12 protein-coding genes are annotated in these 12,989 nt (G+C 56.2%); 5 read left to right on the top strand and 7 right to left on the bottom strand.

The window, feature by feature from the left end; translation table 11 throughout:
• Positions 1 to 78 precede the first annotated feature (78 nt).
• From IEY52_RS09425 to IEY52_RS09410, 4 genes are all read right to left on the bottom strand, one after another.
• Entirely contained in the window at positions 79 to 1,071 is a 993-nt protein-coding gene (locus tag IEY52_RS09425; RefSeq protein WP_189002430.1) for a dipeptidase, read from the bottom strand.
• Positions 1,072 to 1,326: 255 nt separating this feature from the next.
• The gene (locus IEY52_RS09420; protein WP_189002429.1) at positions 1,327 to 2,001 is read right to left on the bottom strand and encodes an HAD family hydrolase; all 675 of its coding nucleotides are present in this window, start codon (positions 1,999 to 2,001) and stop codon (positions 1,327 to 1,329) included.
• On the bottom strand, positions 1,998 to 3,407 hold the full coding sequence (locus IEY52_RS09415; protein ID WP_189002428.1) for an alpha-amylase family glycosyl hydrolase: 1,410 nt from the start codon (positions 3,405 to 3,407) through the stop codon (positions 1,998 to 2,000). Before IEY52_RS09415 ends, IEY52_RS09420 begins: the two co-directional genes overlap by 4 nt.
• 166 nt (positions 3,408 to 3,573) lie before the next feature.
• Positions 3,574 to 4,167: a hypothetical protein gene (locus IEY52_RS09410; protein ID WP_189002427.1), complete on the bottom strand. Its 594-nt coding sequence runs from the start codon at positions 4,165 to 4,167 to the stop codon at positions 3,574 to 3,576.
• 208 nt (positions 4,168 to 4,375) lie between these two features.
• Here IEY52_RS09410 and gluQRS point away from each other — a divergent pair, with 208 nt between their 5' ends.
• The 3 genes from gluQRS to trpA are packed head-to-tail and all read left to right on the top strand — an operon-like array spanning position 4,376 to position 7,328.
• Positions 4,376 to 5,290 (top strand): tRNA glutamyl-Q(34) synthetase GluQRS, encoded by a 915-nt coding sequence (gene gluQRS / locus IEY52_RS09405; protein ID WP_189002426.1) that lies wholly within the window; start codon positions 4,376 to 4,378, stop codon positions 5,288 to 5,290.
• A gap of 8 nt (positions 5,291 to 5,298) precedes the next feature.
• Positions 5,299 to 6,549, top strand: coding sequence for a tryptophan synthase subunit beta (gene trpB / locus IEY52_RS09400; RefSeq protein WP_189002425.1), 1,251 nt, complete (start codon positions 5,299 to 5,301; stop codon positions 6,547 to 6,549).
• Entirely contained in the window at positions 6,546 to 7,328 is a 783-nt protein-coding gene (trpA, locus tag IEY52_RS09395; protein ID WP_189002424.1) for a tryptophan synthase subunit alpha, read from the top strand. Before trpB ends, trpA begins: the two co-directional genes overlap by 4 nt.
• Positions 7,329 to 7,384: 56 nt before the next feature.
• On the opposite strand, the gene IEY52_RS09390 is transcribed toward trpA, so the two are convergent.
• Positions 7,385 to 7,735: a hypothetical protein gene (locus IEY52_RS09390; protein ID WP_189002423.1), complete on the bottom strand. Its 351-nt coding sequence runs from the start codon at positions 7,733 to 7,735 to the stop codon at positions 7,385 to 7,387.
• Between the two features lie 43 nt (positions 7,736 to 7,778).
• Positions 7,779 to 8,099, bottom strand: coding sequence for a hypothetical protein (locus IEY52_RS09385; RefSeq protein ID WP_189002422.1), 321 nt, complete (start codon positions 8,097 to 8,099; stop codon positions 7,779 to 7,781).
• Between the two features lie 137 nt (positions 8,100 to 8,236).
• Between IEY52_RS09385 and IEY52_RS09380 the strand changes: the two genes are divergently transcribed.
• Together IEY52_RS09380 and IEY52_RS09375 are read left to right on the top strand one after the other, a co-directional pair.
• Positions 8,237 to 9,232 carry an NAD(P)/FAD-dependent oxidoreductase gene (locus tag IEY52_RS09380; RefSeq protein ID WP_189002421.1) on the top strand — a complete coding sequence of 332 codons (996 nt, stop codon included), beginning with the start codon at positions 8,237 to 8,239 and terminating at the stop codon, positions 9,230 to 9,232.
• Between the two features lie 79 nt (positions 9,233 to 9,311).
• Positions 9,312 to 11,138 carry an ABC transporter ATP-binding protein gene (locus IEY52_RS09375; RefSeq protein WP_189002420.1) on the top strand — a complete coding sequence of 609 codons (1,827 nt, stop codon included), beginning with the start codon at positions 9,312 to 9,314 and terminating at the stop codon, positions 11,136 to 11,138.
• A 61-nt stretch (positions 11,139 to 11,199) separates the two neighbouring features.
• On the opposite strand, the gene IEY52_RS09370 is transcribed toward IEY52_RS09375, so the two are convergent.
• Complete coding sequence (locus tag IEY52_RS09370) at positions 11,200 to 12,780, bottom strand: hypothetical protein (protein WP_194510045.1); 1,581 nt, start codon at positions 12,778 to 12,780, stop codon at positions 11,200 to 11,202.
• Positions 12,781 to 12,989 lie beyond the last annotated feature (209 nt).

The raw sequence follows: 12,989 nt of genomic DNA, 5'->3' as shown, positions 1-12,989 counted from the left end.
AAAACAGGCCTCTCATTCCAAAAGCATGAACCAAACCGACAGGCTCCTGTGCTTTCTGAGGCTGGAAAGCCACCCAGCTCAGAGGTTCCTGACCAGCCAGTCCAGCCAGTTCTGGTGCTCCACACCTGCTCTGGCCTGTTCTGGCAGCAGCTCAAAAAACCTGTGCAAATCTGCCACGCGCTGCAATTCTGCGGGAGTGCGTTCCCATCCAAACCCTCCATCCAGATCCGAGCCCAGGCCAACTTTGTCCCAGCCGATCAGGCCAGCCATGTGTTGGGCATGTTGCAGCAGGTCCGAGAACCCCACAGCATTTTTGGGCATGCCTTTCTTGACCCCGGCCTTGATGAAAGTGTTGAACAGCACCAGCCCAATTCTGCCGTTCAGATCGCCGATTTTCTGGAGCATGGCATCCGAGAGCTGACGGTCGGTGGGCACCAGGGCCTGGGCATTGGAGTGGGAGGCAATCACCTTCTGGTGGATTTCCACCAACTCCCAGAAGGCCTGCTCTGCCAGATGTGAAGCATCCAGGGTCAGGTTCAGTTCCTTGATGGCGTGAACCAGTTCCCGACCTTCAGCGGTCAGTCCTCCGGGGGCATTGGTGCCGCCAGAATAACGGGTGCGTTCCCAGGCCAGACCCACCACCCTCAGGCCCTCCCGGTGCCAGAAGTGCAGGTCTTCAGGTCCTGAAATGGGATCAGCCCCTTCCATCAGCAACACCACGCCCAGAGGGGCATCCTGCGGGTTGTTCCAGTGCTCCAGCAGTTCCTGCCCGGAAGCCAGCAAGCGGATGTGCCCCTGGTCCTGCCAGCGCAGGTAGTGCTCCAGTTGCAACAGGGCCTGTTTTCTGGCTTCCTGAGCAGTGGTGTACCCCTCAGGATGGTCCTTGCTGCTGGGATAGGCCCACAGGGTCCCCAGGCAGGCCCGCACCCCTGCCTCCCTGAGCGCTGCAAAATTCACCATGGCCGTTTCATCGTGCAAAGGCTGAGGAAGGGGACGGGTCAGGTCCCTGCCCTGTACGGCACTGTAAGCCAGATCGAGGTGCGCATCGAAAATCACGCTCCAATCTAACATGCTGGAGTGTGAAGGCAGAAGGCAAAAAGCTGGGGCTGAGGGCAGCCCTCAAGTCTTGCTGAGGGACGTCCCGGAGCGACCCAGCGCGAAGCAGGCCTGCAAGCGCGTAGTAGGGTCAAGAAGGCACACTTTGAGGGGCAAGACGAAGGCAGAAATTTGTGGGTCCCGTTGCAGGAGGGTGCTGGCCTTTTTGATCAAGCAAGAAAAAACCTCCCAGAACTTCCTGGGAGGTTGGTGGCCCATCAGCAACAACTTTTAGTCCTTGATGGTCAATCCGAGGTGGTCCAGCACACCATGCAGATCATGAATGGCCTGTGGATCCCGGTTGGCCCGGTCAATCCACAGGGCGGCCATGCCTGCCTGTCGGGCAGCTTCCACGTTTTCCAGTTTGTCGTCCACAAACAGGATCTGCTCCGGGGTCTGTCCCAGCAGCTCAGCCACCTGGGTGAACACGGCCAGTTCAGGTTTGTGCACCCCCAGCGAGCAACTGGCAAAAGCCTGATCGATCAGGTCCTCAATGCCCAGGGCCACCAGGGTGGGTTCCATGCTGGGAAGGGTGTTGGAGAGCACGGCAGTGGTGTAGCCGTTTTGCTTGAGGATTTTCAGCACCTGCTCGGTGTCCTGGTAAGAGCGCAGGAACGCCCAGTAAGGGTAATGCTGGTGGATTTTCTGGGAGGTTTCCAGGGGTACATTCATGCGGGAAGCCAGTTCCTGACAGTACTGCTGCCAGAAGACCTCCTCGTCTGCAGGGGTGCGCAACTGGGGCCAGGCGCTGTCACTGGCAGCCCACTGCTCCTGCATGGCTTTCAGGACCTGCCGGGTGTTGAGTTCAGGGTGGTGTTGCAAAACCATTTGGGCGGCCTCCTGATACACAGCGTGATCGGAGTAGCCCAGGGTTTCGTCGCGGTCAAAGAGAACAGTCTGGATCATTCAGAGAAAGGGAAAGCTGCGGCCGAGCGGGGAGGAAGGGACAGGTGCAGGTAACCACCAGAGCCGCTGAGTTTGGCGTCCTGACCGAACATGTCCTGGGTTAAGGGGGATTGCACATTCATCTTCAGGCTGAAGGTGCGCCGTTCCTTCCCATTGTGCCAGACCACCAGCACTTTTTCTGTACCACTGTCACGAATGAACAGCAAGAGTTCTTCCCCATAGGCAGAAGGCACCTCCAGCAGTTTTAATGTACCTCTGGACAGGGCTTCGCTGGATTTGCGCACCGCAATGGCCTTCTGGGCCACCGCGTAGGTGGCTTTTTCAGCTTCGGTCCACTGGTCTTCAAAACGCATGTCCTTGCGGTTGTCTGGGTCGTTGCCTCCCCGCATGGCAATTTCGGTGCCCTGGTACAGCACGGGAATGCCCCGCAAAGTCATCAGGGCACGGATGCCGTACTGGGTGCGCCTGGTTCCTTCCGCTTCAAACAGGTTGCCCGAGGCAAAACGGGTCACATCGTGGTTGTCCAGAAACACTGCAAGTTCTGCAGGATTGACGTACTCTTTGTCCTGGTTCAGGATGGCCCGCACCTGGGTGAATCCTGCCCCTTTCATCACGGTCTGGTTGATGGCTTCCCGGAGGGGAAAATCAAACACGCTGGTCAGGCCCAGTTTCTGGAAGGAAGCCACTTTCTGCACGCTGACCGTCTCGAACACCTCTCCGAGGGTGAACACATTGTTCTTCTGGTCCTGGGCAGCAAGGTCCTGAATGAAATTGGCGGGCACATGCCGGATGGCGTCATAGCGGAAACCATCCACGCCCAGCCCTTGCCAGAACAGGTCGTTCTCAAGCAAGAACTGTTTCACTTCAGGTTTTTCCTGCTTCAGGTCCGGGAGGCCAGCAAGAGGACAGAACACTTCGGGGTTGCCCAGGCTTTCACAGCCCGTTCCGTGGAACCATTCGGGTTTCTCTTTTGGCAGGCTGGCCTCATAACCGGTGTGGTTGATCACCTGATCCAGGATGATTTTCATGCCGTTGTCGTGCACGGTTTTCACCAGAATCTGGAAGTCTTCCAGGGTGCCGAAGTGCGGATCCACATTGCGGAAGTCTGCAGGCCAGTACCCGTGGTAGCCTGCCGTTCCGAAAGAGTTGATGGGTTGCTGGGTGTAGATGGGGGTGAGCCAGAGGGTGGTCACCCCCAGGCTTTTCAGGTAGGGGATTTTTTGCAGAATGCCTTTGAGGTCGCCACCATGCCATGCACGCAGGTCATCCTTGTTGACCGCTGCGTTGTTGCTGGTGTCTCCATCGGCAAAACGGTCCACCAGAATCTGGTACACCACTTCCCCTTGCATGCTGGTAGCGCTTCCAAACCCGGCGCAGAGCGCCGCCAGAATCATCCATTTTTTCATGGTTTCATGATAAACCGCGGGTGCTGCACCTGACAAACCCAGATGACACAAAGTCCATGACGGTTCTCCTGCAGTTCCAGAAACCAGAACATGAAAATCAGACAGGGAATTCCCTGTCTGATTTGTTGTCCAAATTGTTGTCTGATTTTCTGATTTGCGGATAGGATCATTTGCCGAGATCCAGGTTGATGCCGCCATTGCCGCCCACGCCAATGTCCACGCCACCGGAACCGTTGCCAGAGTTGCTGCCAGCCCCCACGCCCACACCAACACTCACACCAACACTCACACCAACACTGTCAGAAGCGCTGCCAGAGCTGGCAGAACCGCTTTCAGAAGTGGAGGTGTTGCCAGAGCTGCTGGTACTGCTGCCACTGGCATCCAGAGCAGTGTTGCTCTTGGCAAACAGAGACACCAGTATGGTGGTTTTGCTGTTGTAGGTCACCAGCAAGGCCTGCAACTGGGTGCTGGCATTGATTTTGCCTGCCAGTTTGAATTCCTGTTTGCTGCCGGTTTTGCTGCTCACCACCACAGTGGTGGCCAGCTTCAGGTCGCCTTTGACCAGCAGTTTTCCATTGGAATTGTAGGTTCCAAGGGTGTTTCCTTTGCTGTCGATCACAGACACGGTACTGGTTTTCAGGTCTGCACTGAAATCTGCATTACTGAAATCTGCCTTGAGGTTGCTGGAAGCAATGGTGCTCTGGGCACTGGCGGCCCCCAGAATCAAAGTGGCAATCAAAAATGAGGTGTGTTTTTTCATGGTGTTGCTCCTTTCGCTGTCTCAGACTATAGACGCTGAATCTGACAGTTCCTCAAGGAATCCCTAAAGCGAAAATGAAGCCCTTTTCAGCGTGATTTCATGCTGGGTGCAAAAGGTCGGTGTTCCAGATGAGAAAAACCTTCTGGAAACCTTGAAGCAGCTCAGCTTCATGGCAAATGTGTCATGATGGCTGGGGTGCATTTCTTTCATGGCTGAATCTGTAGAAACACACTCCAGAACAAACAATCCTGTGGTGGGCCGCTATGCCCCCAGTCCCACCGGTCACATGCATCTGGGGAATGCCCGAACGGCACTGCTGGCCTGGCTGCATGCCCGCTCGCAAAATGGGCGTTTCATTCTGCGTTTTGAGGATCTGGACCACACCCGCGTGCGTCCCTACGCTTATGATTCCATTCGCTCTGATCTGGAGTGGCTGGGTCTGGACTGGGATGAGGAATTCATCCAGAGCGAGCGCATCGAACTCTATGATCAAGCCTTCAAGAAGCTGGACACCTATCCCTGCAGTTGTTCCAGAAAAGACATTCTGGAATCCGCATCAGCTCCACATGGGGCTGAACTGGTGTACCCCAGCACTTGCCTGAAAGGCGGCTTCAGGTCAGACCGTCCCTTTTCCTGGCGCTGGAAAGTGCCCGATGTGACCGTGACCCTCCAGGACCATCTGGCCGGAACCCTGACCCAGCATTTGCCCTCAGAGGTCGGAGATTTTGTCCTCAGGCGCAACGATGGGGTTTACGCCTACCATCTGGCGGTGGTGGTGGATGATGCCCGGATGGGAGTGACAGAGGTGGTGCGGGGTTTTGACCTTTTTGCAGCCACACCCAGACAGGTCGCATTGCAGCAAACCCTGGGGTATTCCGTACCGGAGTACTGGCATGTTCCCCTGATGAAAGACTTTCAAGGTGTAAGGTTGGCCAAAAGAAATGGCGCGCCCTCCCTGCATGATTTGCGTAACAATAACATTAACCCGAGTGCGATTGTGGCGGAGTTGACAAAGAGTTTAGGGTACGATGCACCCGGTCCAATTTCACCAATGGACCTTGTTTCAAGTCCTCTAGCAAAGTTAGACAATTGGTATAAGAAATCGGTTGACAACTGGCTATAGTGTCTCACATGACCGAAGAATTGAACATCCCGACCTTTGCTCTGCCTGACGCCAGAGGACGGTTTGACGAATTCGGCGGGCGTTACGTCCCCGAGACCCTGATCCCTGCGCTCGACGAGTTGAACAAAGCCTACCAGCAAGCCAAAGAGGACCCCGAGTTCCTCAAAGAATTCCAGTACTACCTGCAAGAATTTGTGGGTCGCCCCTCCCGCCTGTACTTCGCCCGCAACCTCACCGAGCACCTGGGCGGAGCCAAAATCTACTTCAAACGGGAAGACCTCAACCACACCGGGGCCCACAAAATCAACAACACCATCGGACAGGCGCTGCTTGCCAAACGCATGGGCAAAAAACGCATCATTGCAGAAACCGGAGCCGGACAGCACGGGGTGGCCACCGCCACCGCCTGCGCCCTGTTCGGACTGGAATGCGTGGTGTACATGGGGGCAGAAGACATCCGCCGCCAGAACCTCAATGTCTTCCGCATGAAACTGCTGGGGGCAGAGGTGCGCGAAGTCACCAGCGGAACCTCCACCCTCAAAGACGCCACCAACGAAGCCATCCGCGACTGGGTCACCAACGTGCGCGACAGCTTCTACATCCTGGGCTCTGTGGTGGGACCCCACCCTTACCCCATGATGGTGCGCGACTTCCAGAGCATCATCGGCGAAGAAACCAAGAAGCAACTGAAAGAACTCGAAGGCCGCGAAGTCCCCGATGTGGTCGTCGCCTGCGTGGGTGGCGGAAGCAACGCCATCGGACTGTTTGCCTCTTTTGCCTACCTTCCTGAGAACGAACGCCCCCGCATCATCGGGGTGGAAGCCGCAGGAGAAGGTGTCACCACAGGCCGCCATGCTGCCAGCGTTTCCGGCGGAAAAGTCGGGGTGCTGCACGGCTCCAAGATGTACCTGCTCTATGACAACGACGGCCAGATCATTCCTGCCCACTCCATCAGTGCAGGTCTGGATTACCCTGGCATCGGTCCAGAGCACTCTTATTACGCCAAAGCAGGCATTGCTGAATATGCCCCCATCACCGACGATGAAGCCCTGGAAGCCTTCCAGAAATTCACCCGTCTGGAAGGGATCATTCCTGCCCTGGAAACCAGCCACGCCATTGCACAGGTGTTCAAGACGGCTCCCACCCTCTCCAGAGACCAGATCATGGTGGTGTCCCTCTCTGGACGCGGCGACAAGGATGTCACCGAAGTGATGCGCCTGATGGAACTGCAGCAAAAAAAAGTTGAGGTGAATGCATGAACCGCATTCAGAACGCCTTTGATCAGGCCAAAAAGGAAGGCCGTGCTGCCTTCATCCCCTACCTGCCCGCCGGATACCCCAGCAAAACCCAGTTCGTGAAAGACGCCCTGGAGCTGCTGCAACACGCAGACCTGATGGAAATTGGCCTCCCATACTCTGACCCCCTCGGAGACGGCCCCACCATCCAGCGCGCCACCGAAAAAGCGCTGCGTCAGGGTTTCACCATGCTGGATTTCTTCGAGTCCATCCGGGAAGTGCGCAAGCACACCGAAAAAGCCCTGCTGGTCATGACCTACTACAACCCCATCCTGGCCTGGGGCGAAGAAGCCTTCATCCGGGACGTCAAAGCTGCAGGCATCGATGGCCTGATCCTGCCTGACCTTCCCCCGGACGAAGCCGACACCCTGATTCCTCTCGCCGAGAAGCATGACGTGAAACTCACCTTCCTGATTGCCCCCACCAGCACCGCCGAGCGCGTTCAGGTGGTCGCCCGTGCCTGCACCGGCTTCGTTTACGCCGTCAGTGTGGTGGGCGTGACCGGAGCCCGTTCTGGAGAAGCCCTCTACGAGGTGCCCGATCTGGTCAAACTCGCCAGGAAGCACACCAGCATTCCTGTGGCTGTGGGCTTCGGGGTCAGCGACCGGGCCAGTGCCGCCAAAGTCGCAAGTGTGGCAGACGGGGTGGTGGTGGGCAGTGCCTTCATCAACACCATCGAAAAAGGCGGAGACCTCTCCAGCCTGGCCCGCAACATCGTGGATGGAACGTACAAAGCGTCCTGAGATCCCATAAACCAACCCGGAAGCGTCCTGCTTCCGGGTTTTTCTTGTTTAGAACATCAGGACCACCAATATCTGCTGGAATAAATAAGAAGCCAGAATTGCAAAATGACCACAGAAGGCAAATAAGACCACCACATTCCCTTCAACTTCATTTTTCTCCACTGCAGGCCGTTGACCACCAGGATGATCATTGCTGCAAGCAACCAATTCGACATGGACAATAAAAGATGAAAAGTGTGTCCTTTGGGCGTGTTGACTTGCAAATTTCTGAGGATGACCACACCGAGCGCAAAACAGAACAAATTGCCTGCCAGAATCCTCGCGATCTGTTGGATAGAGACCTGATGGATCGACAGGCAAATGAAAATCAAAAAAGCCGTTGGAAAGGCCCAAAAGTTTAGAGGCATGACTCCAGTTTATGGCATTCTGTCAAAATCGCCCCAGTCAACTTCAGGTGACCTGATGCACCGGAATCACCAGCAGTTTACTCTGCCCATTTTCCTGGTAACTGAACTCAATGGATTCCAGACGTTCCGATTCCCCCACATCGCGGTTTTCGCTGCGGGTGTAGGGGTCCATGGCCACATTGCGGACCGGTTCTTCGGCAATGGATGGCTCCTGAGAGGGGTCTGCCTGCACGTCACCTGTGTGCGGATTGTTCAAAGCAAACGTTGTACCGCAATGCTTGCAGGTAAAGTCATTGACATCGGTGACCTGCGTGAGGGAGAGGGGCAGTTCACGACCACACACCGGACAGTTGAGGGGTTCCATAAATCCTCCAGATGAATCAGAAGTGAAACCAGTATAGGAGGAAGCGGCTGTTCTCCCTGTGGGAATTCCCCTGATCTGAACTTCCCCTCTGAACTTCTGGCCCCACCTTTTCCGTAAAGTAAAAAGAGGAGATCCCTGTGACCGAAACCCAGCTTTATGACACCATCATCATCGGAGGAGGTCCTGCAGGACTGACTGCCGCACTGCACCTCGCCTTCCACAAAAGAAAAGTGCTGGTGATTGACCGCCGCACCGGACCCCTCTGGTACACCACCACACCTTTGTGGAACGTTCCCGGATTCATTGGAAAGCCCGGAGTGACCATCCAGAAAACCCTGCTGAAAGAAGCCCAGGAAGCCGGAGCAGAAAGTGTGAAAGACAGTGTTGTTTCTGTCTCTGGCACCGAAGGCAACTTCACCGTGACCGGAGAAAAAGGCACCTACCAGGCCAGAACCCTGCTGCTGGCCACCGGAGTGGCCCGTCACCATCCGCTGGTGAATGGGGATTTCGAGCCCTGGTTCAAATATGCTGCCAAGGGCAACACCTATTACTGCCCCGACTGCGAATCTCCCGAACTGCTGGGTCAGGATGTGGTGGTCATCGAGGGCCGCAACCCCAATGGTGCAGTGTCCCAGGCCACTTACCTTGCAGAATTTGCTTCACGGGTGCGTTTGCTGCTCACCGGACCCACCGAATTCAAACCCGAATGGGAAGAGAAACGCAAGAAACTGGGCTTTGAGGTGATCCACGGATCCATTCAGGACGTGGACGGTGCAAAAGGCAAGGTCAACGCCCTGATTCTGGACGATGGCACCCGCCTGGAAGCCGACGCTTACTATGTCTCCAACCCCAAATTCCCCAGAAACGATCTGGCGGTGCAACTCGGGGCTGAAACTGGGCAGAGGGGGCACATCCTCACGGGACCCCGTGGACAGGTGCGCAAGGCGGGCGGGCACGACCATGACTTCATTGCGGGCGTGTGGGCGGCGGGGGACGTGCAGCCGCAGACCCAGCAGGTCACCATCGCCATGGGATCGGGCAACAAGGCTGCCGTGATGATCGACCAGCACCTCACCCATGAGCATGTGCGGCAACTGGGAAAACAGCCCATCCAGGTCGGCACCGACGACTGAGCCAGATCGAGCGGCCCATCAACTCAAAATCCTCACCTTTCCCCCAATTGTGCTTTCCCAGACGTAATACCATGCCTGTGTGACCTCGAATTCAGGCAAATCTGACCCGGCCAAAACGGAAAAGGCAGATCTGGGGACCCAGTGGAAGGACCTGAAAGCCACCCTGATCCTGGTGTGGGAAACCGCGCCGGGTCAGGCTTTCTTGCTGGTTCTGCTCAGCGTGGTGCAGGCGTTCCTTCCTGCAGCCAGCCTGTGGGTCTCCAAACTCCTGCTGGATGCAGTGACCGCAGCGATCTCCAGAGACCTCAACAACCTGACACAACTCATCGAGATTTTGCTGTTGCAGGTGGGGATTGGCATTGTGGGCAGCCTGCTTTCCACCTGGCAGGGACTGGTGCGGGAACTCTTTGCAGACAGCCTGCAAAACCGCATCTCCCGCAAGATCCTCAGCAAGGCCAGCGAACTGGAAGTTGAGCGCTTTGAGAATGCCGAAACCTACGACGCCCTGCAAAACGCCTACAGGGAGGTGGGTTCCAGACCCCTGGGGGTGCTCACGCAGGTGATCTCTCTTGGGCAGGCCCTGATCACCCTGGCTTCCATCAGTGCCCTGATGTCCCGTCTGGGCTGGGCCATTTTGCCCCTGGTCTTGCTGGCCACGGTGCCCACCGTGTGGGTGTCCAGCAAATTCGGGATGGAAGGTTACCGCATGATCCGCCGCCGCACCCACGATGCACGGGTGCAGAATTACCTGGGCAGCATCCTCACTTCAGACACGCTGGTCAAGGAGGTGCGGCTCTTTCACTTCGAGCCTTACCTGCTGAACCGCTGGCAGGAGTACTACCAGAAATTCCGGGCCCAGATGGTGCCCCTGGTGCGCACCCGCAGCCTGTGGGGCCTTTTTGCCTCCGTGTTTTCTGCGCTGGTGATTGCTTACGCCACCTACCTGATTTTGCGGCGGGCGGTGGATGGACAGATCACCGTGGGGGATTTCTCGCTGTTCATTCTGGGGATCAGCCAGGTGCAGGGGCAGTTCTCCACGCTGCTGAACGGATTTTCCAGCCTGTACCAGAACGTGGTTTACATGCGCAACCTCTTTGAGTTTCTGGAGCTCCCTGCCCGTGATCTGGATGCCGGTCAGGATTTCACAGGCACCATCGACAGCCTGGAATTCCAGCAGGTCAGTTTCCGCTACCCGTTCACGGACAGGGACATCCTGAGAGGGGTGAGTTTCCGCATCGAGAAAGGCCACGCGCTGGCTCTGGTGGGGGAGAACGGGGCAGGGAAAACCACCATCGTGAAGCTGCTGACCCGCCTCTTTGAACCCACCTCGGGGTGCATCCTGATCAATGGGCAGGATGCCCGCACCTTCAGCATTCGCAGTTTGCAGCAGGCCATGAGCATCATCTTTCAGGACTTTGGGCAGTACCAGATGACCGTCAGTGAGAACATCGCCCTCAGTGACCAGGGGATTGCTCTGCAACCAGAGCGCATTGCTGGTGCTGCAGAAACCGCTGGAGCCCACTTCATTGAAACCCTGCCGGGCCAGTTTGAGACCCAGCTGGGGCGGCTTTTTACCGGGGGCCGTCAGCTTTCCGGGGGGCAATGGCAGCGCCTGGCCCTCGCCCGCCTGTATTACCGCAAAGCCTCCCTGCTGGTCTTCGATGAGCCCACCGCTGCACTGGATGCCAACGCAGAATTTGAAGTGGTGGAAGCCCTCAGAAAAGAAGCCCATTCCCGCATCACCGTAATCATCTCCCACCGCTTCAGCACCGTGCGACTGGCCGACCACATCATCGTGCTGGAAAACGGGGTCATCACCGAAAGCGGTTCCCACAGCGAACTTCTGGCCCAGGGTCAGACCTACGCCCACATGTACAGTTTGCAGGCCAGGGGCTACCAGGGGTGAGAGACCACGAAAAAGAGCGCTTCTGGCGCTCTTTTTCATTGTGGAATTTGGGAGATTCGTCTTACTTGGTGCCTCTGGCCGTCACGTGAACGCCGCTGGAAGTGGAAATGGTGACATCTATATGCGTCAGTGTGTTGATGCACGATACCCCTGTGACCTGGGCAGGCAAAACCGTGTCAAATGTTTCTGCGCCTGAACGCAGGGTGAGGTTGGGCAGGTTCACAATGCACACGGCATCTGCACCATTGGAGGAGGGATTGTTGACCTCTAAAGCATACATGTTGTTGGCCACCAGACGGGCGAGGTTCTGGGCCACCACAAAATCAGGGCTCTTCAGGACTTTTGCGGTGACGGTCTGGCCGGTGGTTGTGGACAGGGTCACGGAAAATTCATTGATGGTGTTCAGGCACACCAGGCCGGTGACTGGTGCAGGTATCGCCAGACTGGTGATGGTTGCGCCAGAGGCAACAGTCAGGGTTCCATCGATGTATGAGCAGACGACATCATCCCCTGTGGCAATGGGATTGTCTGCTTCCAACTGTTGCATGGCGGCGATGGCTTTGAGGCCAATGGCCCGGACTGCTGCTTTGACCGGATCTTTCTGGGCTTTGACTTCAACAATTTGCCCATTCGAGGTGCCAATGGACACCCAGAATTCCGTGCTTGAGTTGACACAACTCAACGTGGAAACCAGCACTGGAGCCGCAATGTTGAGGGTGCGTTTCTGTGCTCCTGAAGTGACAATGACCTGTGAACTCTTGGTGCTGCAAACAGCATCCATGCCGTTGGTGTAGGGGTTTGCTTCTTCTGCGGATGCCATGGCTCCCAGAATGTTGGTGGCTGCAGCACGGGCAAGGGTTTTGGAGGTGTTCTTTGGAGCGGTCAGGGTGACGCTCTGACCATCAGAGGTGCCCACTTTGACCTGGAACTGGGTGAGGGTTCCTCCACTGCAGTCGATCAGGTTGATGGGGGCAGGTGCACTGAGGATGCGCTGCTGGGTACCAGAACTCACCCAGACTTTCTGAACAGAAGAAGCATAACCACAGCTGATGTCATTGCCGTTGGAGGTGGGATTGTAAGCTTCCACAGCAGCCATGGCCGTGAGAATGTTGGTGGCCACCGTTCGGGCAATCAGTTTTGCTGGATTTTTTGGGGTTGCCACTGTGTAAATCTGGTTTCCGATGATGGTGGTTACAGCAAAAAGGGTGTTGGTGGAGGTGCAGACCACATCGGTGATGGGGGCTGCAGCACTGACCACCAATTTCTGTGCCCCCGAGGCCACAGCCACCTGACCATTGGTGTAGTAACAGCTGGCATCCTGTCCATTGCTGGAAGGATTGAATGCTTCCACGGCAGCCATGGCATAAGCGATGTTGTTGGCTGTGGTGAATGCAAAGGCTTTTTCCTGGTCTGCAGTGGCATTTTTCTGGATGCCCAGTCGGTCAGAAGATGGAAGAAAGATGTCCAGATTGTTTCCTACACTGCCAGCCAGGACTTCTGTGCTCACGCTCTGTGCCGGAGCCTGTGGGGTGGGGAGGGTGCTGCAGGCCGTGAGGCCCCCAAGTCCCAGCAAGACACCGATTTGTAAAGCTCTTGCGGGTTTGAAAGACGTGAAAGCAGTGTGAACCATACGCTTTTGCATCATGTTCTCCTTGATCCCCAGATTTTGATTGCCTGGGGAGATTTTGGTATTGCAGAAAGGGTTTGATTTGTCCTCTGCTTCATCACTATAAAATGAGAAAACTTTCAGGTTTCTTAACAGAATCCTAAATGCAGGTGAATTTTCAGAAACACTGCTCTGCTGCCACAAAAAGCCCTTTTGATTTTGGAAAAACCCTGCTGATTTCAGTT

It is taken from the genome of Deinococcus roseus, from assembly GCF_014646895.1.
Taxonomy (GTDB): Bacteria; Deinococcota; Deinococci; order Deinococcales; family Deinococcaceae; genus Deinococcus_C; species Deinococcus_C roseus.
This window is presented reverse-complemented; position numbering and strand designations above follow the sequence as displayed.